Origin of the sequence: Rhodopseudomonas sp. WA056 (assembly GCF_010906995.1) — a bacterium.
Taxonomy (GTDB): Bacteria; Pseudomonadota; Alphaproteobacteria; order Rhizobiales; family Xanthobacteraceae; genus Rhodopseudomonas; species Rhodopseudomonas palustris_G.
The window spans coordinates 1-21,412 of the sequence record NZ_QPFS01000091.1 but is presented as its reverse complement, the minus strand read 5'-3'; the positions used below and the strand labels follow the sequence as shown (position 1 = coordinate 21,412).

The 21,412-nt window shown below is 66.0% G+C and carries 12 protein-coding genes, 1 CRISPR repeat array and 1 riboswitch; of the genes, 2 read left to right on the top strand and 10 right to left on the bottom strand.

Annotated features, from left to right (window positions below; all coding sequences use genetic code 11):
• Positions 1-184, bottom strand: a riboswitch (cobalamin riboswitch). This riboswitch is flagged as partial in the annotation.
• Between the two features lie 115 nt (positions 185-299).
• Positions 300-4,308: direct repeats of the CRISPR family, unit length 32 nt; unit sequence GTTTCGATCCACGCTCCCGCGCGGGGAGCGAC.
• Positions 4,309-4,490: 182 nt separating this feature from the next.
• The 9 genes from cas2 to DU475_RS16915 all read right to left on the bottom strand — a co-directional run bounded on the left by cas2 (position 4,491) and on the right by DU475_RS16915 (position 14,392).
• Positions 4,491-4,781: a CRISPR-associated endonuclease Cas2 gene (gene cas2, locus DU475_RS16955; protein WP_013502813.1), complete on the bottom strand. Its 291-nt coding sequence runs from the start codon at positions 4,779-4,781 to the stop codon at positions 4,491-4,493.
• 120 nt (positions 4,782-4,901) lie between these two features.
• Entirely contained in the window at positions 4,902-5,936 is a 1,035-nt protein-coding gene (gene cas1c / locus DU475_RS16950) for a type I-C CRISPR-associated endonuclease Cas1c (protein ID WP_164632791.1), read from the bottom strand.
• Positions 5,933-6,604 (bottom strand): CRISPR-associated protein Cas4, encoded by a 672-nt coding sequence (gene cas4 / locus DU475_RS16945; protein ID WP_164632790.1) that lies wholly within the window; start codon positions 6,602-6,604, stop codon positions 5,933-5,935. The genes cas1c and cas4 overlap by 4 nt, the downstream gene beginning before the upstream one ends.
• 17 nt (positions 6,605-6,621) lie before the next feature.
• A complete protein-coding gene (gene cas7c / locus DU475_RS16940; RefSeq protein ID WP_142882569.1) occupies positions 6,622-7,572 on the bottom strand; it encodes a type I-C CRISPR-associated protein Cas7/Csd2 in 951 nt (316 codons plus the stop codon).
• Complete coding sequence (gene cas8c, locus DU475_RS16935) at positions 7,569-9,332, bottom strand: type I-C CRISPR-associated protein Cas8c/Csd1 (RefSeq protein ID WP_164632789.1); 1,764 nt, start codon at positions 9,330-9,332, stop codon at positions 7,569-7,571. The genes cas7c and cas8c overlap by 4 nt, the downstream gene beginning before the upstream one ends.
• Positions 9,329-10,024 carry a type I-C CRISPR-associated protein Cas5c gene (gene cas5c / locus DU475_RS16930; protein WP_164632788.1) on the bottom strand — a complete coding sequence of 232 codons (696 nt, stop codon included), beginning with the start codon at positions 10,022-10,024 and terminating at the stop codon, positions 9,329-9,331. The genes cas8c and cas5c overlap by 4 nt, the downstream gene beginning before the upstream one ends.
• 103 nt (positions 10,025-10,127) lie before the next feature.
• A complete protein-coding gene (cas3, locus tag DU475_RS16925; protein ID WP_164632787.1) occupies positions 10,128-12,446 on the bottom strand; it encodes a CRISPR-associated helicase Cas3' in 2,319 nt (772 codons plus the stop codon).
• Between the two features lie 678 nt (positions 12,447-13,124).
• On the bottom strand, positions 13,125-13,298 hold the full coding sequence (locus DU475_RS16920) for a hypothetical protein (RefSeq protein ID WP_164632786.1): 174 nt from the start codon (positions 13,296-13,298) through the stop codon (positions 13,125-13,127).
• Between the two features lie 548 nt (positions 13,299-13,846).
• Complete coding sequence (locus tag DU475_RS16915) at positions 13,847-14,392, bottom strand: invasion associated locus B family protein (RefSeq protein ID WP_164632785.1); 546 nt, start codon at positions 14,390-14,392, stop codon at positions 13,847-13,849.
• A 261-nt stretch (positions 14,393-14,653) separates the two neighbouring features.
• On the opposite strand from DU475_RS16915, the gene DU475_RS16910 reads away from it, so the two are divergent.
• Positions 14,654-16,357, top strand: a complete 1,704-nt coding sequence (locus DU475_RS16910) for a ShlB/FhaC/HecB family hemolysin secretion/activation protein (protein WP_164632784.1) — start codon at positions 14,654-14,656, stop codon at positions 16,355-16,357.
• Between the two features lie 63 nt (positions 16,358-16,420).
• On the opposite strand, the gene DU475_RS16905 is transcribed toward DU475_RS16910, so the two are convergent.
• On the bottom strand, positions 16,421-17,347 hold the full coding sequence (locus DU475_RS16905; RefSeq protein WP_205524425.1) for a LysR family transcriptional regulator: 927 nt from the start codon (positions 17,345-17,347) through the stop codon (positions 16,421-16,423).
• 227 nt (positions 17,348-17,574) lie between these two features.
• On the opposite strand from DU475_RS16905, the gene DU475_RS16900 reads away from it, so the two are divergent.
• Positions 17,575-21,412 (top strand): beta strand repeat-containing protein (locus DU475_RS16900; RefSeq protein WP_205524424.1); only part of this gene is annotated, 3,838 nt, incomplete at its 3' end.

The window sequence follows — 21,412 nt, the reverse complement described above, 5'->3', positions numbered from 1 at the left end:
AGGTCTCCTGGCTTGCGGGTCATTGCCTCAGTCCGCCTTCCCAGGATTGCTCCCAGTGGCCTGATGACGTCGGCTCGCCGCTGACAGTTGCGGGGGCAGCTCCGGCTCAGGCGGTAACGCCGCACCGGATTCCCTCTTAGCCCTCGATCAAAGGATTCGAGAGACCGCGAATACAATATGTAGTGCTCTGGGCGTCGCTCTTGTCAAGCAGTCGATGTGTCATTGCCGCCGCGCGCGAGCGCGCTCCCGGGCGGGGAGCGACCGGAGCACGTCGCCGAGCGCGCGGGAGAATATAGCTCGTTTCGATCCACGCTCCCGCGCGGGGAGCGACGCGGGCAGCAGCGATGAGCAAGAAGCTACCGAAGTTTCGATCCACGCTCCCGCGCGGGGAGCGACCGCAGACCAAGAGCGATGCCTACGACCGATATCTGTTTCGATCCACGCTCCCGCGCGGGGAGCGACAGCGGCACCTGCTCAAAGGCGTGCGGCCGTGAGCGTTTCGATCCACGCTCCCGCGCGGGGAGCGACAGGCGCTCGGCAAGAGCCTCGGTCTGCTGTCGAAGTTTCGATCCACGCTCCCGCGCGGGGAGCGACCGCGCACCCGGCCGATCCGCGTGATCGACGGCAAGTTTCGATCCACGCTCCCGCGCGGGGAGCGACTCAAGGCGATGGCTGAGGCGCAGAAGGCACTGAGGTTTCGATCCACGCTCCCGCGCGGGGAGCGACCGACGACACAGGCGGCGCGGAGCGTCGGCGGTGTGTTTCGATCCACGCTCCCGCGCGGGGAGCGACTGCTGCCGCACGCTCGTCCTCAACCAGTTTGAACGTTTCGATCCACGCTCCCGCGCGGGGAGCGACCCGACCGCCAGGCGCTCGCCGCGGCGGCGATCGAGTTTCGATCCACGCTCCCGCGCGGGGAGCGACGCGACGCCCATGCGGCCGTCGCCGTCAGCGACGAGTTTCGATCCACGCTCCCGCGCGGGGAGCGACGCGCGTTCACCACCTCGCGGCCGGCGCAATCGAGGTTTCGATCCACGCTCCCGCGCGGGGAGCGACTTGGCGGCGGGGACGAGGTCGCCGAGGGCGGCGAGGTTTCGATCCACGCTCCCGCGCGGGGAGCGACCGCTGGTTATACAAAAAGTGCCAGCGTGATCATTGGTTTCGATCCACGCTCCCGCGCGGGGAGCGACCAACTGGTCAGGAGCGGCGGAATGAGCGAACACGAGTTTCGATCCACGCTCCCGCGCGGGGAGCGACATCCATCCAACCGCGCCAGGCTGAAGCCGGCACCGTTTCGATCCACGCTCCCGCGCGGGGAGCGACGGCCGTGAGTGCTCAAAAGGGGTGCGGCCGTGAGTGTTTCGATCCACGCTCCCGCGCGGGGAGCGACCGCCGGAGCGTCGACAACTCACGGCGACGTGTCGGGTTTCGATCCACGCTCCCGCGCGGGGAGCGACTCCGTGATCTCTTCATGTACGGCGATCAATTCGTGTTTCGATCCACGCTCCCGCGCGGGGAGCGACCCTATATGCAGTTCACCGGCCCGGCGGCGAGCATGTTTCGATCCACGCTCCCGCGCGGGGAGCGACGCCGAGCTTGCCTTAACGGCGCCGACCAGCAGCACGTTTCGATCCACGCTCCCGCGCGGGGAGCGACCAATATGCGGTCCGCGGCCAGCGTCCCTACGACCAGTTTCGATCCACGCTCCCGCGCGGGGAGCGACAGCCCGGTTTCGTCGACCAGGGTGACGGCTTCGACGTTTCGATCCACGCTCCCGCGCGGGGAGCGACGACTGTGGCCGTGCTCGGCACGCGCGCGTCCAAAGTTTCGATCCACGCTCCCGCGCGGGGAGCGACAGGCCGAGGGTGTTCTTGACCACGAGGCATTTGAGGTTTCGATCCACGCTCCCGCGCGGGGAGCGACCATGTGATGTGTGCAATGCGGGCAAGGGTAGCTCGTTTCGATCCACGCTCCCGCGCGGGGAGCGACTTGTGGTGCTCATCGTCGATCCGATAGTCGGAGGTTTCGATCCACGCTCCCGCGCGGGGAGCGACCCGCGGCCGGCACACCTGATGCAGCCGCCGCGGCGTTTCGATCCACGCTCCCGCGCGGGGAGCGACTTTTCATCGTCTCCCCCGGCAACACCGGAGCGATGTTTCGATCCACGCTCCCGCGCGGGGAGCGACCGTCGAGCAGGCGGCCGGCGCGGGCCTTTCCGATGTTTCGATCCACGCTCCCGCGCGGGGAGCGACGCTCATCGCACACACTCCGAAAGCCCTGTTGAATGTTTCGATCCACGCTCCCGCGCGGGGAGCGACAAGGAGACTTATCATGGCTGATGAAGTTGGAACGTTTCGATCCACGCTCCCGCGCGGGGAGCGACGGATTGATCGTGCCGTTGAGCACACAGCGACGAGGTTTCGATCCACGCTCCCGCGCGGGGAGCGACCTGGAGAGGCGTTCCGGGTCGTTTGCCGAGGCTTTGTTTCGATCCACGCTCCCGCGCGGGGAGCGACGCCAAGTCATGATGATGCTCCAGTGCTGTTGATGGTTTCGATCCACGCTCCCGCGCGGGGAGCGACGGCTCGCAGACCCAGCCGGAATAGTTGCGTCCAAGGTTTCGATCCACGCTCCCGCGCGGGGAGCGACGATTCAATCTGGCTGGGACCGCGTCAGGGCGAATGTTTCGATCCACGCTCCCGCGCGGGGAGCGACAGATCCTCGAGACCCAGGGCGACAGCATGGCGCGTTTCGATCCACGCTCCCGCGCGGGGAGCGACTCCGGATAGCAGTTGACCAGACGGCCGCCCGCGGCGTTTCGATCCACGCTCCCGCGCGGGGAGCGACGCCAGCTCGACGGCACCCGCGCCGAGCGGCTGGTGTTTCGATCCACGCTCCCGCGCGGGGAGCGACTAGGGACGTTCCGCAGAGCTTACCCGGTTGACTAGGTTTCGATCCACGCTCCCGCGCGGGGAGCGACTCGCGTCGCGCCGCCGCGACATGCTTTCGATGCCGTTTCGATCCACGCTCCCGCGCGGGGAGCGACTTTGGTCCGTTCGGGATCTGAACCGTCTTGGCAATGTTTCGATCCACGCTCCCGCGCGGGGAGCGACGTTTTGGCTGGTTGTGGGCGGCAGCACCTTCAGCGGTTTCGATCCACGCTCCCGCGCGGGGAGCGACAGCGGCGATGCACGCGAGCGCGAGCACCGCGGCGAGTTTCGATCCACGCTCCCGCGCGGGGAGCGACCGCGTTGGATGGCAGCAGTGCGCCGATCAAGCCGTTTCGATCCACGCTCCCGCGCGGGGAGCGACCGCATGACCCGGCTCGGCATCACGGCCGATGCCACGTTTCGATCCACGCTCCCGCGCGGGGAGCGACCGTAGCCACCCAGCGCGCGCTGGATGTCCGAGGCGAGTTTCGATCCACGCTCCCGCGCGGGGAGCGACACCCGACCTATTTCGAGATCGCTTGCGGGCGCCTTGTTTCGATCCACGCTCCCGCGCGGGGAGCGACCGTAGTAACTGGCGCGCATTTCCTCGGCCTTGGCGTTTCGATCCACGCTCCCGCGCGGGGAGCGACCGGCTTCTGACAGACGGGCGTTGCGGGCTCGGTGGTTTCGATCCACGCTCCCGCGCGGGGAGCGACAGGTCCTTCCACACGATCAACAGCGACGTCGAGGTTTCGATCCACGCTCCCGCGCGGGGAGCGACAAGTGACTGCCTCCACGCCACTGCCGCCGCCGGGGTTTCGATCCACGCTCCCGCGCGGGGAGCGACTCGCGCGGATAGCTCTGCGGCCGCCACGCGATAAAGTTTCGATCCACGCTCCCGCGCGGGGAGCGACCGATCGTCTCGCCCGGAGACACCATCACCGGCACCGTTTCGATCCACGCTCCCGCGCGGGGAGCGACCGTCGCGCGCCAGAACTCGCCAGGCGGCAGGCCGTTTCGATCCACGCTCCCGCGCGGGGAGCGACGCGCGCTGTTCGTCGGGCGGCAAGCTAGTCATAGTTTGTTTCGATCCACGCTCCCGCGCGGGGAGCGACAAGTCGCTGTTCATGCCGTATCCCACGCTTCGCTGTTTCGATCCACGCTCCCGCGCGGGGAGCGACCGGTTTTCGAGCCGGCTGACGGCAACCCTTGCTGTTTCGATCCACGCTCCCGCGCGGGGAGCGACGTCCGGATTTCGTTTCCGGTGCCTATCTCCGCGGTTTCGATCCACGCTCCCGCGCGGGGAGCGACTCCGCCTGTCGGGGGGACCGCAAATGCGACCATCTGTTTCGATCCACGCTCCCGCGCGGGGAGCGACGGCCAGACCATAACTGATTATCGCTGCAAGCAAAGTGAGCTGGCCGGCGCGAACCTCAGAGGAGGCGGGGAGGGATTGCGGGGAAAGCACGACGGGGGACGAAAACCGACTTGTGCGTCAGAGGCTTGTGCCGGCGCGAAGGTTCCGGGGGCGGCGTGTGTGCTGGTGGTTCGCGCGTGCTGTCAGACGATCAGCGGCTCGCCGAAATCGGTCGCCGGCTTGGCGCCGACGTGCTCGACGCGGCGGCGCCAGTTGGCGCCCAGATAATAATAGCGCAGGCTGTCGTGCTTCGGCGCGATCAGGCTTTCGAGCCGCGCGCGCAGCGCTGTCCATTGCGCCGGGTCGACTTCGATCTCGAACACCGAATATTGCACACGCTGTCCATAGTCCTGGCAGGCCCGGGCGACGCGCCGCAACCGCGCCTGACCGCCGGGCTCACTGGTTCGAACGTCGTAAGTCACGAGCACGAGCATCGCGGCACCTGTCGATCATACGCGCGATCAGCGATGGATTGGCCCGGCGCGCATCCGGGCGCGCTGGAATGAGGAGACCGCTGCGCGGCGACGGCATCGCGTCTCGCTGTCGCCGGATCGCTACTTCCAGATGTAAGGCGGATAGGCATCGAGGTCGCCCCGCAAGTGTCGACTGAGCAATTGCGCCTGCAGATAGGGCACGAGGCCGAGCTGTGCAGTCTCTCCGAGAAACGGATGCTGCCGCTCTTCCTTCTTCCGGTCCTGCCAGGCGGTCAGGACGGTCCGCCGGCCGTCGTCGGTCAAGAGCGTCGCGCCGCCGTCCTGTGTTTCGAAATCGCGCGGCCGAAGCTGCCGACGGTTGATCAGCGACAGCGCCAGCCGGTCCGCCAGCACCGGCCGCAGTTCCTCCATCAGGTCGAGGGCGAGACTCGGGCGTCCGGGACGATCGCGATGCAGAAATCCGACGGCTGGATCCAGCCCGACAGCCTCGGCGGCGCTGCGACAGTCGTGTGTCAGCAGTACGTAGATGAAAGACAGCACCGCGTTGACGGCGTCGCGCGGCGGCCTCCGGCTGCGGCCGCCAAACTGCATCTCCGGATCGGTCACCCGGATCAGGCTGCCGAACACCGAGAAGTAACCGAACGCGGCTTCGCCCTCGGCGCCGCGCAGGGCTTCGACGTCGAGATCGGTCATGCCGACGCGGCGCAGGATGCCGGCGAGACGATCGACGACGGATTCGATGCGGCTGCGCGGGCCGACGGCCATCTCCTCGCCATAGTCTCGCAGCGACCGCTGAAGCACCGTGCGCTGATTGGCAACCTTGGCCGAGACGAAGCTGCGCACGATATCGGTCGGCCGTTCGGAGACGCGATACTGGGCGCGGCGCAGCAGCACGTTGCCGCTTACCGGGCCTTCGATGCGGGCCTGAAAGCGGCCGGCGCGGTCGAGCAGCACGATGGTGATGCCGCGCGCCGCCAGCGCCTGGATCAGCGGCGGCGACACGTAAACGCCGCCGAACACCACCACCGAGGCCAGCATGTGGAACGGCACCCGCGCGCGCTCCTCGCTCTCCACTTCGGCCACGAGGTTTTCGCCGTCCTTGCGCAGCGACGCTCCCTCGGTGGTGACGTAAAGCGTGTTGAGCAGCTTCTTCACGGCAACTCGCCTCCGGGCGCATCGGCGAGGGAAGCGGCGATCGCCCGCCGGCGGAATTCGGCGGCGGAGGTTCGAGCCAGCTTCGGCCGGCACAGCTCGATCAGCGAGCAGGCGTTGCAGCGGTCGGCGCGATAGCTTGCCGGCGGGGTCGCGCCGGCCGCGATCAGCGCGGCAAAATCGCAGGCGACCTGCTCGGTCAGTCGCCGGAGCTCGGCATCGAACGGCACGCCGACGCGGCGGCGCGTGGTGGCGTAGAACAATGCGCCCTCGGGGACCGCGCGGCCGGTCATCTCTTCCAGACACAAAGCCTGGGCACAAAGCTGGACCTCGTCGGCGCGGTGCAGCTTGGCCTTGCCGCGCTTGTATTCGACCGGAAACGGTGTCTCGCCGTCCGGCCCATCCCGGAATTCGACCAGATCGGCGGTGCCGGCGAGGTTCAGCCGGCGGCATGCCAGCGGCATCGCACTGACGCGGCGCACGGCGCCGCGGCGGTGGTCGGCAGCCTCGTGCACGGTGTCGTGCAGCACGCGCCCTTCGGCGGTGAAGCGGTTTTCCTCCCACATCCGCTCGATGTGGATCAACGCCGCCTGGCGCAGGCAATACACCGCGTGCTGCAGCGCCGACAGCGGGATCGGCTCGTCGAGCTCGGGCGCGGCGACTGCCGGCATGGTCGCGTGCCGCCGATTCAGAACAGCTCGACCACCTCGATGCCGTCCGGCAGGCCGTCGCGCCTAATCGTCACCTCGTAGTCGCCGTACTGCCGCGCCGGCTTGTAATTGTCGAGGCGGGGATCGCCCGGCCTGATCAGATCCTCGCCGACGCGGCGCCAGACTTCGACGCGGTCGAACAGCGCCTGGGCATGGGCATTGCCGAGCGCCGATGCGTGTTTGAAGGCGATGCCGCGCCGCGACACCATCTCGCCCCGCGCTGCGGAGCGATCATGCTCGAACATCACCGACAGCGATGTGAACAGATGGTCGAGGTCGTCCTGGCTGAAGCCGGTGCGCTCGGCGAGCTTGGCATTGACGAAGATGTGGGCGCGATACAGGCCGTAAGGCACGATGTGCTTGCGGCCCATGGTGCGGTTCTCGGTGCGCTCGTCGTCACCGCCGGCCTTGTCGCGCTCCGCCTTTTCCTTTTCGTTGGTCGCGGCCATGCGGGTGATCGAGATTTCGAGTGGCAGGATCGGCTCGATCGAGGTCGCAAACGTCACCTGCACCGGGCCGCGCACCTGACCGGCATTGATGCCGGTGCTCATCACCGCGCCGAAGCTGCGGACGTCGAAGAAATTGTCGCACATGAATTTGGTGATCGCGCGCGCTTCGTCGTCGTTTTGCGGATTGAGCTTGTCCTTGGAAGATTTGTCGCCGTCGCCGCGGATCGCCTTGTAAGCCTCACGGTGCTTTTCGTTCAGGATCGAGCCTTCCTGCACATAGATGCGGTAGCCCGGCTGGTCGCCCTTGGCGAGCTCGGTGTAGTTGCGGATCTTGCGCTTGAGGCAGACGTCGGTGACCAGGCCGAAATTGGTCTCCGGATCGATCCGCGGCAGATTGCCGGCATCGGGATCGCCGTTGGGGTTGCCGCGGGTGACGTCGAACAGGAAAACGATATCATAGCGATTGGCGAGCGGGCTCATGCGGCAATCTCCGGAGCGGCAGTATCGGGGGACTCGGATGTTCGGAAATACTTGTTGCGCTGGTGGTAATAGCCGAGGGCGAACAGCGCCTGGCTCTTGTCGGACAGGCTGGCGGGAAACGGATCACTGTCGGGCTCCATCATGTCCATGACGGAGCCGACGTCCTTTTCCAGGTTGACGCGGTGGCCCGGCCGCAGCTTGCCGATCTTCGACAGGTGATTGCCGGCGCCGGCGGCGAGCAGGGCGAATACCTTGCGCGGCTGCGCCGCCGCCGCGCCGTAGAACTTGTCGCGGATGGTCGCATTGACGTTGCGCCCGAGCGCGGCGGTCTGGATCTGCTCATAGACGGCGAACAGCCGCCCGAGCAAATAGCCTTGGTCTTTGCAATTCAGATCGAGCGCCACCGGGGTGTTCTCCATGCCGAAATTTCTGATCAGGATCGACTTCATCAGGCCGACGCGCAGCGCGCTGACGTCGTGGTCGGCGCGCAGCCGCATGATCAGCGACGACAGCAACGTCAGCGGGTAGGGCGTGTCGGTGAGGATCGCGCGCAGCCAGTCGCCGGCGAGATTGGGCGGGATGTTCTCGCTCTTGCGCAGCACCGCGGTCTCGATCAGGTAGCGCCACAGCGACGGCGACGGCTCGCGCGGCGGCGGATCGATGCGCAGGCGCGCGAGGTGGCGCAGGTAGCGAACGGCAATGATGTCGAAATCGTCCTCGATATAGAACCGCACCGACAGCCGCGCCGCGTTCGGCGCCAGCCCGAGGACATAGAAACGAACGCCGGGCGGCAGGGCCGGCTTCAGATCGCTGATCGGCCGGCCTTGTGCGACATTTTCCAGGATCGCGCCGACCTTCTTGGATTCGGTGTTTTCGTCCACGGCGAACAGCGAGGCGAACATCTGTTCGGCGGTGTCGGCCGAGGCCTGGTCCGATGCCTCGGCCCAGAACACGGTGGATGCATCGCCGACCTGAATGCGATGACCGCTGCCGCGATCGAGAAAGCGATTGAGCACCGAGGTGTAGGCGAAGGCGGCGGCTTCCGAGATCGGCGCGTTGGCGCCTTGGTCGTGGCCGTAGGAGGTGAAGGCGTCGAGATTGAACGACACGATCGAAGCGCCGGAGGATTGCGCGCCCCACACGCCCTTGATGGCCGGATGCAGCCGCGCCAGCGGGGCCCGTTCGCCGGACACCAGACAGATCGCCTCGGTCTTGTCGCTGCCCGCCATCAGCCGCGCCCACAGCGCACGCGCCGCGGGGCGGTCGTGCAGATAGATGTTGCGCAGGCGCTCGGTTTCCAGCGCGAACACCACATTCTGGTCCTTGATCTCTTCGGACCAGCCCCATTCCGCGAAACGCTCCGGCGTCCAGGCCTCGAGAAAGCGCAGCAGGGCTTGCAGGCCTTCATCAGTTGTGCCGGCCAGCCAAGCTTGGTGTGACTTTTGAAATGCAGCGTGTCTTGAGAAGGGATCTTTCCCTTCCGTGGCGGTGATCCCGAGAACGAACGCCGTATTGTCCCAGAGGAAGAAGGGCTTCGGAATCGTGCCGGGACGCTTGAACGATGCTGGGACCGAAAGTTGGCGTGCTGTCTTCTTGCGGCCCTCGCCGACCCGTAGATCGATCGGCTGTCCGGCCACTGTTCCGTCAGCATTCAGTGGAATGACGAAGCCGATCTTCTCTTGCGAATATCCGAACGGCGGTACCTCGCCGCGCTGGGCCATCCGATCATAAGCGCGGACGAGGGCTGCGAGGGCGGTCATCGTCGCAGCTCCGGCGATCCTGGCGGCGGCACTTTCACCACCCCATCGACCAGCGTCGCCCGGAACAGGATCGAGCCGCGGTCGCCGCCGTGATCGATGTCGTACAGCATGAAGCCGAGATCGCGCGGCGTGCCGAACCCGAGCGCGGCGGTGCGATCTTGGTTGTCGGGCTGCGGCAGCGCTTGATCAGGTTCGAGCAACGCAAAGCTCGCCGGAAATTCGCGGGCGCCGAGGCATGGCTGATGAAACGACTGTCCCTTGCGGGCGCGGCGGTTGAAGGTGTCGAGGTGTTTGGCCTCGTTGTCGTCCGGTCCCGCCTTGGCGGTCATTTCGAAATGCGCACAGATCACATAGTCGACGTCCGACAGCAGCGTCGCCGCGCGTTGCTGCCGATTGTCCTCGACGATCAGCGCAAGGTCGCCGATGTCGCCGCTCTTCATCGCCTTGCGGATCGACGCCACCGGTGCTTTGGCGCCGACCTCGTTGCGGCGGATCGACTGGAAGCGGATCGGCTTGAGGACGTGGATCTCGTCGATCACCCAGCGGATCGCCGGCTTCCAGTGGATCGCTTCGAGAATGCCGCGGGCGGCGGACGGCGTCATCACATCATAGGAGACGCGCTCGACCTTCATCTCAGGCCGTGTGAACAACGCCCAGCGCCCCTTAACGCGAAGGCGAATTCCATACGCCATACTTCACCCCGATCCACAACCCAGCATTGTGATAGTGCACGAAAACCAGTCGAGCGCAATTCGTCGCCGGCGGTATTTGCAGCGACGCAGCTCCGGCTGTTCGCTACACGATGGCCCAGGTAAATTCGTCGGCGTCTTCCCAGCGCAGGCCGATTTCGGCGGAGTATAGGGAAGCCGTCTCCAGCACGGCGAATTGGTCGCCGAACCGTTCGGCCGCGAAATAGCGGACGTGGCCATTGGCGATCATCCGCTCGCGCTCCCGCGGCGGTACCTGCACCAGATAGTGCCTCAGCCGCCGCGCGGCGACGACGGGCGGCAGCCCGCCGCGGAGCGCCGCCAGCGTGTCGAGCGCTTCGGAATCGGTCGGCACGATCACTGGCGCCATCCCGCTCTCGATCAGGCGGAAGGCCTCGCCGACAGTGCGGTAAGCGAAGTGCGGCTGCCCGGCGCTGACCGTGAATTGCTCCATGGTCTGCGCCTCGACCTTTCGGCCGTCGGCGTCGCGGATGTGGATGCGGTCGAGGCCGTCCTGCAGCCGCCAATAGACTTCGTTGAAGTACGCCTCCATCGCCTGCGGCGAAAACAGATCGCCCTGATGGTCCTTGAAGATGCGCTGAGTGTCGCCGATCAGACCGGCGATTTCCGATGGTGGCTTGGCCGCGGCTGGCTTGAAGATGGTGACGATGCTGGCGTCGGCCGGTGCGCGGCCCTCGCGGTTGCAGCGGCCGGCTGCCTGGGCGAGTTGATCGAGCCCGGCCTCCGCGCGCCACACCCGTGGAAAGTCGAGATCGACGCCGGCTTCGACCAGCGAGGTCGCGATCACCACGCACGGCGCATCGTCCGCCAGCCGCTGCCGAATCTCCGCCAGGATCGCGCGGCGGTCGGCCGGGATCTGCCTGGTGGTGAGATGCAGCAATCCTTCGACGGCGCGGCGTTTGCCAGCTTCGTAGAGCGCGCGCGCATGTCTGCGGCTGTTGACGATCACCAGCGCCTGTGCCGAACCCGATTGTGCGATATCGTCGAGCAACTGGTCGTCGCTCCACTCGCCCGCGAGCCGTTGCGTCGTGCGGCGGAGCGCTGTGTGGAGCTGCTCCGGGTTCGGTGCCAGTTCGCTGTCTGGAGAGAGCTGCAGGCCGCCCGTGAACCGGTCGGCTCCGAGCGCCGGCTGGGTCGCGGTGCATAGCACCACGGTGCAGCCGTAGTTGCGCGCCAGTTCGTCGAGCGCGGCGATGCAGGGAAGCAGAACGTTCCTGGGGATCGTCTGCGCCTCGTCCAGAACGATCACGGCGTTGGCGAGATTGTGCAGCTTGCGGCAGCGCGAGGTGCGGTTCGCGAACAGGCTCTCGAACAACTGGACATTGGTGGTGACGATGACCGGCGCCGCCCAGTTCTCGGCAGCGAGCCGCAGCTTGCCGTCGCGTGCGCCGTCGTCGATGCCGCGGGCTTCTCCATTGTCGGCCTTGATGTCGAGCGCATCGAGTTCGATCGCCGAATGATGTTCGAGCAGGGTCTCGTCGCCGATGGCGTCACGGAAAACGCCTGCGGTCTGCTCGATAATGGCCGTGAACGGGATCGCATAGATGATCCGGTCCATCTGGTGCCGTTTGGCATGATTCAGAGCAAAGGCGAGCGAAGCGAGCGTCTTGCCGCCGCCGGTCGGGACATTCAACGTGAAGACGCCGCGCGGCAGCTCTGCCTTGCTGCGGACGTGCGCGAGGATGTCGCGCCGTAGTGTGTTGAGTTGGCCGTGTCGCGCGCGCTGCTGCTTGTCGGCCATGTAGCCGTCGAACCGGGCGATCAGCCCATCGACGATCTGCGGCAGCCTCGGCCAGTCGCGATCGACCGGGCGCCCTTCGACCGCGGCGTAGAACGCTTCTGTACACAGGAAGTCGGCGTCGACCAGGCACGAGAACAGCATCCGGCCCAGGAAGGCGAACTGAAAAGCCTGACGCGGAGGCCCCGGCTGCTGCGCGCCCTTGTAGAGTTCGAATGGTGCCGGCATCAGGGGGGAGGCCTCGCACGCCACCTCGCTTCGCCAGATCGGATCCAGTGGCTCGACGGATTTTTTCAGCCGGTCGTCGAGGCTGCCCGCGCCGAGTGGATCGGGCAGGCCGCCGTGATGCCCAGCGATCCCGCAAGCGAGCAGTCTGGCGATCAGGCCATTTATCCCGGTGCCGAGTTTGACGACCTCCTGCGCGCCGGCAGTCGCATGATCGACGCCGCGAGGCCGCTGTCCCCGCAGATAGTGCTGAAACGCGGCCGAGTACTTGCCGAGATCGTGAAGACGACCGGCGATCTCGGCGGCGTTGCCGCCGCCGAATTTGGCGCCGAACTGCCTTGCAAGCTTCGCGACCTCGTGCAGATGTCGAGGCAGCGGCTCCCAGTCATCTTCCGAAGTCGGTGTCGAATGGGCGAAATGCATGGTCGGCAATGATCGTTCTGGAAAGAAATCTGACGGCGTAATCGAGAGACGAAAGCCCAATTCAGCGTCTTTGTCGACCTGAGTTCGGTACCGTCCGGCGCCGGGTGCGTAACCCGCCGTTGTCTGCGGCGGGAGCGGTGATCCGCATCGCTGCGCCGGACTGTGGTCGGTCGATCACCTCCGCCACGGATGGCGCAGCCGTTCACCTTGCTTGTCGGCCGCGGACACGTCTTCGCGGATGCCTCGACCGGCCGCGTACTCAAGAGGCTGGCGAAGGTCGTGATCGAGACGCCAATTGCAGGTTCCAGGCCCGCGCGTCTGCTTCACACGGAAAGCGGGCGATACGAAAAGCGGGGGACAATGTCTGGCTTGGGCCAGAAGCGGACGCTAAAATCCGGCCGAAGCACTCTGAGTCCTCACCAGATCTGGCACGGGAGCCTCGTCCAATTACACATCCTTCGCCAGTCCGCTCTCGATCTTGTCAATCATGGTGTTCGACTGCAGCATCTTGGTAAGACGGCCGTTACGCGCGTGCTGGTGATGCCACGCATCGTATCGTCATCCACGTGGGCTGAGATCAAAATGATCGACATGCGATCCACCGCGCGCCCCAGCTGGTTCGCTATAAGCGACGCCGGTCATTCCGCACATCTATACGCCCCTGACGATGTCGCCCTTCTATGACAACACGTGCGCCTGAAGAAGGGGACCACCAAGCTCGCCAAAAGCCGGGCACGCCGAGGCGCAAATCGACCAGGCGGTGAAATCGTCCGGAGTGTGGACGACGCGCAGCGTCAGCGCTGCAAGCAGTGCGGCGCCCGGATGCTCGTTCGACCAGGCCGCGGTGCTCACGGCCTGGTCATCTCGTCGCCTTTATCGCCGTGCGCATCGTCGCCGACAAGCGCGAGCGGTGATGATGATCCAGACGCAGCTCCGACTGTACATCCCGGCCAGCATGAGCTTTCAGGTCGACAATGCCAGGACTTAAGTAATATCGATTCAAACGTGCGCCTTCGAGGTTCACTGTATAGCGAGCCTGTCAAGACACCGTAGCTCGACGCGATGAGGGCCGGCAAGAATTTGACGATCGGACTTCGAAATTGATCGCGCCAACCGATCTCGATCTCCCATACGTTGGCGACAGTCGCAGCGGTCTACAAGAAGGTCCAATATGGTCGATGGGACGGATGATCGCTGGCGGCGGGGAAGGCCATTGCGAAGATCCAGTCTATTTGGCGCGGACGTGACGGAGCCCGACTTGCATTGAGCACACATAAGGATGCTTAGTATTGGCGATGTCCGCCGCGATCCAGAGCTGTCCCCGGGCGTAAGTAACGCCTCGCATAAATCTCGCTTGGACATGAGGGGGATGCGCATTCTCTCAAGCGAGATCCGGTGTGCTATCTCTTTAGCATCGCGTCGAACGCCTGGTCGAAGCCTTTGAACGACACCGGGATCGAGATCAGCTGATCGGCCGCATCTCTGAACTGCAGCTTGCCGTTTTCGCTGAGGCCTTTCAGTTTCTTGATCTGATCGTCCTTGAGGTCGGCGTCGGCGAAGCAGGCGACCGGCACGCAGCGGCGATACGCAGCGGCGATGCCGGGGTCCTTGTCGTCGACGACGAGGCGCGGGCCGTCGCCGAGCGCGACGTTGATCGGCACTTGAAACACGATCTTCATCGGCGAGGTCTTGCTCTGCTGACCGATCGCGATCTGCGTCACCGGCTGCGGCTGGCCCTTGATCTGCATCGCCTGCGCCATCTCGCACGTCTTCGCCGCGTCGCGGATGTCGCAGCGCACGGTCCAGTCCTGATAGGTCGCGGTGGTGGCCTGCGGCGTCTGCGTATCTGCGATTGCAGCCGGTTTATCCGGTGCGGCCTGAGCCGAGGTCGTCGCCGCGATCGTCAGAACAAACGCCATCATGCCCCAATCACGAACCTTGGCCATCGCACTCCACTCCGTTTTCGTTTCGCGTGCTCACGTCGGCGGATTGTTCGCCGCGTGCGAACATCCTGTTAGGCACGGCATTGGGAGAGGACCAATTGAATTTGGAAATAGGAGCTATTGAGCTCGCCGATATCACCCGTCGCCGAGTGATGCATCCTTGCACTTGTGCTCACTGCGATATCCGCCGAAGAACGGACGAGGCAGAGGCGAGGGTGCATGCGCAGGTGGAGTCGTTTCAGAGTAGCGGGTGCGACCGCTTGCGTGATCGCTGCGATCGTTTGGCAATCGACCGACGCTGCGGTGGCGCAGATCGCTCCGCCGCCGAGCCAGGTGGCGCCGCCGGTCGTTCCCCCCTCTGTGTCCGCGCCGACCCGCATCATTCTGCCGCGCGTCGAAGCCGGCGCTACGATTCCGCCGGGCGCCAAGGCGCTCACCTTCAAGCTCACCGGGATCGCCATCGAAGGTGAATTCGAGGAGCTCGCAGCCGAACGCAAGCGGCTTGCCGCACAACTGGTCGGCAAGCGCATCTCCGTTGCGCAGGTGTTCGATTTCGCGACTGCATTGCAGGCGGTGTACTCCCGTGCCGGCTATCCGCTGGTGCGCGTCGTGGTGCCGCCGCAGGAGCTCGGCGCCGCGGCGGGTGTGAAGGTGACGATCATCGACGGCTTCGTCGAGCAGATCGATGCCAGCAACATCGCCGAGCCTGGACGCAAGGCCGTGGTCGCGGTGGTGTCGTCGCTGATCGACAAGCGCCATCTGACGCAGGCTGAATTGGAACGGCGCCTGCTGCTCGCCGGCGAGACACCCGGCATCGTGCTCAACGCCGTATTCAGTGCGGGCAAGCAGGTCGGCGGTGCGGTGCTGGTGCTGGCCGGCACCTACAAGCCGGTCTCCGCGTCGGTCTATGCCGACAACGCGATGCCTTCGGTGTTCGGCACCGGGCAGGTGGTGGCGAGCGCGTCGCTCAACAGCGTGTTCGGCATGGGCGAGCAGATCACCGTGTCGGCCGCCGGATTGCCCGATAACGACTACACCAGCGCGTTTCCGACGCGGCGATATCTGAGCGCAACATTCGCCACGCCGCTCGGCAGCGACGGCTGGAAGTTCGACGGCGGCTTCACCCGCGGCATCACCACGCCGCAGGCCGCCTCGCTGCTGACGGCGTCGCAGGGCTTCCTGACGCAGGGCTACGGCCGGCTGTCCTATGCGGCACTCAAACGCCGCGATGCCGAACTGACGTTCAGCGTACGGTTCGACTCCACCGATGAAGAGATCGAGTCGCTGCTGTTCAGTCCGGCGCTGCCGCTCAGCCTCGATCGGGTGCGGACGGTGCGCGGTAGCGTCGAGGGATTGTGGCGGCTGCGCGAGAGCGGCACCGTGATCGGTTACGGCGTCACCCTGTCGCGTGGTCTCGACGCGTTCGGCGCGCGCACCGCCGCCGACGCCAGCCCGTTGCTGCCGCTGTCGCGCGCCGGCGCGGACACGGTGTTCACCAAGCTGGCCGGGCATTTCGAACTGACGCAGAGCCTTCCGGCCGGCTTCTTCGTGGCGGCGTTCGCCAACGGCCAGACCTCGTTCGACAAGCCGCTGCTGCATTCGGAGCAGTTCGACCTGGTCGGCGCCAGGATGCTGTCCGGCTACAGCGCCGGCTCGTTCATCGGCGATACCGGCTGGGTCGTGCGTACCGAATTCGGCCATCCGTTCGCGGTGCCGAACGTGACGGGGGAAGTGACCCCGTATCTGTTCGCGGCCACCGGCGAGCGCATTCTCGCGCAGCCGAGCATCCTGGAGGTCGCCAGCCAGCACGCCTCCAACTGGGGCGCTGGCGTGCGCTTCAGCATGCCGCAGACCGCCGCGATGCCGGTCGACGTGTTCGGTTTTCTGGAAGGGGCCCGCAAGGTCACAGACGACCCGTTTCAGCAGCCCGGCTGGCGTGTCTTCACCGGCCTGTCGCTGCGCTACTGAAACGGTTCGCGACGCCAGTACTCAGGCGTGGAGCGGCGCCGCTGTCGTGATCGCGCGTTGCGCTCACGCGGGAGTTGCGGCGACGTGCTCGTCGATCTGGCTCGGCTCCGGGCGGGCGCCCCATCCCGGATGGATCGCCTGCAGCATGCTTTCGCGCAGCCAGCGATGGCCCGGATCGTGCTCGCTGTTGACGTGCCACATGATGTAGCCGTGCTGAAGCTCCATCTCGATCGGGACCTCGTGCAGATCGAGATGGAAGTTGCCGGCGACTTCCTCGGCAAAGCGCCGCGGCAGGAAGGCGATCAGATCGGTGCGCTCCACCATCGGCGGAATCGACCAGATCTTCGCCGCCGCATAGGGCGTGCGGCGCTTGATGTTCTGGGTGACGTGGACCTTCTCGATTCCCGTCATGCCGCGTAGTTCGCGTCCGATCGTGATCTGCGGCAGCGTCAGAAAGGTGGCGCGATCGAGCGGCTTGGTGATCGCCGGATGGTCGCGGCGGCTGACGATCACGAAGTCGGTCTGGCCGAGCGACTTCACCACCAGATCGGTGGTGTCGACCGGAAACACCGAGCACGCCAGATCGATTGAGCCCTCGCGCAGCAGCTCGGCGAATCCTGCGGTCGGCTGAATGCACTCGATCTCGACGCCCGGAGCTTCCGCCGCGACGACTCGCACGATCGGCGGCATCATGATCGGCTCGTAAGGATCGGTGATGACGATGCGAAACTGCCGCCGATAGGTCGATAGATCGATGCTGCTGCCGGCGACAAATTGTCGCCCGATCACCGACAGCGCCTCGCGCACCGGGCCGATCACTTCCTGCGCCTTCATCGTCGGCTTGAGGCCGCGCGATTGCCGCACGAACAGCGGATCGCCGATCAAATCGCGCAAGCGGGCGAGTGCATTCGACACCGCAGGTTGACTCATGCCGAGCCGTTCGGCCGCGCGGCTGGTGTTCTTGGTGGCGTACAGCGCCTCGAAGATCACCAGAAGGTTAAGATCGATGGTTCGCAGGTTAATGGGCATTAGTCGAGTACGTTCAATCGGTTGTCGGTGCGAGAGAGGTGAAATCAGCGAGCCGAATGAAAGCTATACCGATTTTCAATTTCTCATCACCGGCACACTATTCCACAAAACTCGCACTGTAAGAAAATTTTAGTGATCCCTCCGATGCGCGGCGTGTCGCCGCGCCGTCCGAGGGAGGGAAGGCGACAATGCGTTCGGCTCGGTCAGTCAAGCGTTCGGCGATTTCGCAACCTCGTGCCCGCGCGGCCGACAGCAGAGGGTCGCGCTCGCGCAAGATCGTGGCGGTGGTGGCGGCCACCGCGCTGGTGCTGACGCCGACATTGTCGATGGCGCAGCAACTCCCCAGCGGCGGCAGCGTCGCCGCCGGCAGCGCGACGATTAGTTCGCCGAACGCAACGACCCTCAACATCAACCAGTCGTCCGATCGCGCCATCATCAACTGGAATTCGTTCTCGGTCGGCCAGGGCGGCACCGTGAACTTCAATCAACCCGGTGCATCGTCCGCAACGTTGAATCGTGTCACCGGGGCTACGCCGTCGAGCATCGCCGGGTCGATCAACGCGCCCGGCACGGTGCTGCTGGTCAACCCGAACGGAATCGCCATCACCCCGACCGGCACCGTCAATGTCGGATCGTTCGCGGCCTCGACGCTGAACATCAAGGACTCCGACTTCATGTCGGGCAACTACACGTTCAGCGGCAACGGCGCGTCGGCGGCGGTGACCAATGCGGGCCGCATCAACGTGTCCGACGGCGGTTTCGCCGCGCTGCTCGGCGGCCAGGTCGCCAATGACGGCCTGATCTCGGCGCGGCTGGGCAAGGTCGGGCTCGGCAGCGGCGAACTTATCACGCTGGACCTCGCGGGCGACGGCTTCCTGTCGGTGGCGGTGCCGACCAGCTCGCTCGGCGGAATCGTCGGCTCGGACGGTCGTCCGCTGGTGTCGAACAAGGGCAAGATCATCGCCGATGGCGGCACCGTGCATCTCAGTGCCGCGACTGCAGCCGGCCTGCTGCGCGACGCAATCAATGTGCCGGGCACGATCCGGGCGAATTCGGTCGGTACCCGCAATGGTAAGATCATCATTGGCGGCGGTGCCGGCGGCAGGGTGCGGATCTCGGGCCGGTTGAGTGCCAGCGGCGGCAGGACCGCACATGGCGGGTCCATCGACGTCTCGGGTGCCAAGGTCGCGGTGTCCGGCAAGCTCAAGGCGAGCGGCACGACTGGGGGCCGCATCAAGATCACCGGAACGGAGTCGGCGAAGGTTTCCGGCGAAGTCGCGGCCAAGGGCAAAACCGGCAGTGGCGGTGTCGTCGTGATCACCGCCAAGGACGTCACCATCGAGTCGTCCGGCAAGGTCGACGTCAGCGGCACCAGCGGCGGCACGCTGCTGATCGGCGGCGACTATCAGGGCGGCGCCAACCTCGCCAACAACTTCTCGACCGATCCGGTCGCCAATGCCGAGACCACGACCGTCGCCGCGGGCGCGACGCTGAGCGCCGCCGGCACCAGCGGGCAGGGCGGCCGCGTGGTGGTCTGGTCCGATGACTCGACGACCTTCGCAGGTGCGCTCGATGTCTCGGGTCAAGGCGGCGCCGGCGGCTTCGCCGAAGTCTCAGGTCATCGTCTGCTCGACTTCACCGGCACCGCCAATCTCGCCGGCACCACCGGCGCCGGCACGCTGCTGCTCGATCCGCGCAACATCACGATCTCGAACGCCACCGGTTCGGGTGGCTCGCTGTCCGGCGGCACCTACACTCCGTCGGCCGACGATTCGGTGCTGAACGTCGCCACGCTGCAGGCGGCGCTCGCCTCCGGCAACGTCGTGGTCACCACCGGCCTGTCGGGCTCGGCCGGCTCCCAAGACGGCAACATCACGGTGGCGAGCGCGATCTCGTGGAGCGGCAGCAACACGCTGACGCTGACCGCCGCCAACAACATCGCCATCAACGCCGACATCACCGCGGCCAGCGGCGGGTTGACCATCAACGCAACCAACAATGTCTCAGCGACCGGCGGCATCAATGTCGGCTCGTTCACGATGCAGCGCGGAGCCTGGACCCAGATCGCGGCGACGTTGCCGACCTTCTCGGCAGCCAGCTTCGCGATCACCAGCGCCGCCTCTTTCCTTCGCGCGCAGTCCGGCGACGGCAGTTCGGCGACGCCCTATGCGATCGCCGACATCTACGGCCTGCAGGGCATCGCCTCGTCGGCCACGCTGCTGGGCAAGTCCTACGTGCTCGCGGCTGATATCGACGCAAGCGGCACCGCCACTTGGAACAGCGGCGCCGGGTTCGTGCCGATCGGCACGACGACGACGCAATTCAGCGGCACGTTCGACGGCCAAGGTCACGTCATCACCGGCCTCACGATCTACCGGCCGTCCTCGTCTTATGTCGGCCTGTTCGGCGACACCCTGAACGCCACCATCACGAATGTCGGGCTCGTCGGCGGCAGCGTCACCGGCGGCAACTATGTCGGCAGCCTCGTCGGTCGGCTGTGGTCCGGCACGACAGCCTCGCTGAGCCGCTCCTGGGCGGACGGCGTCGCCGTGACTGGCGCCTATGCGGGTGGCCTGATCGGCATGGTCCAGGCGCAGACCGGCGCCAGCGCCACGGTGTCGGAGGCCTATGCGTCGGGCAACGTGGCGGTGACGTCATCGAGCGCTTCCGGCGGAGGCCTGATCGGCTATGTGAGCTCCACCGGCACCGGCACGGCGACCATCACCAAGACCTACGCGATCGGCAACGTGACCGGCTCAGGGTCGACTGTCGGCGGCTTGGTCGGTTCGCTGTCCGGGAGCGGTGCCACCGTCAGCCAGAGCTGGGCAAGCGGCGCACTCACCGGTGGCTATAAGGGCGGCATTGTCGGCCTCAACTACGGCGGCTCCGTCACCACCTCCTACTGGGACAAGACGACCACCGGCGTGACGAGCGGTGCCGGTGTGAACGCCGGCGGCACGGTCTCGGCGAGCGGCCTGACCAGTGCACAGGCGCGCACACAATCCTCCTATGCGGGCTGGGACTTCACCAGCACCTGGACGATGCCCGGCGGATCGACCCGTCCGCTTCTCCAGATGGAGGCGTCGACCACGATCTACAACGCGCATCAGCTCCAGCTCGTCGGCATGAACGCGACGACGCTCGCGGCCAGCTACACGCTCGCTCGGGACATCGATTTCGGCACCGCTTTCGCCAATGCAGCCGACATCTGGGGCTCCGCCGGCTTCGTGCCGATCGGCACGGCAGGGAACAGCTTCACCGGCAGCTTCGACGGCAACGGTCATGTCGTCGACGGGCTGGTGATCTCGCGCGCCTCGCAGCCCTACACGGGCCTGTTCGGATACGTCACCGGCGGCGGCTCGCTCGCCAATGTCGGCGTCACAAATGCCACGGTCACGGGCGGAAACTACACCGGCATCCTTGTCGGCTGGATTGAAGGCGCGGTAACGAACGCATGGTCGAGTGGCAGCGTGACGGGGATCAAGAGCTATGGCGCCAGCAATGTCGGCGGCCTGATCGGTACGACATTTGCGACCGTCAGCGGTTCCCATTCGACAGCCAATGTCAACTCCTCGATCGCGGCCGGTGGTCTCGTTGGCACTGGCCAGACTGGCTCGATCATCATCGACTCCTGGGCGAGCGGCGCCGTCTCCGGCGAGGGGACGCTCGGCGGTCTGGTCGGCCAGACCCTGGGTGCGATCACGCGGTCCTATGCGTCCGGTGCCGTGACGGCGTCGACCTACTGGGCAGGCGGCCTGGTCGGTTACGCCGAGGACACCACCGTCATTCAATCGAGCTATGCGCTCGGCGCGGTGACGGCTGCCGGCGGCTATTCGGGCGGGTTGGTTGGCGCAACGGGGGGAACGATCGCCAATAGCTACGCGACCGGCGCCGTCAGCGGCGGCAGCTATCTCGGCGGTCTCGTCGGCGTGCTGTCGGCCGGCGGTACCGTCAGCGGATCGTACTGGGACGTGACCACGACGGGCCTGAGCTCCGGCGGCGGCCCGAACAGCGGCACGTTCCCGG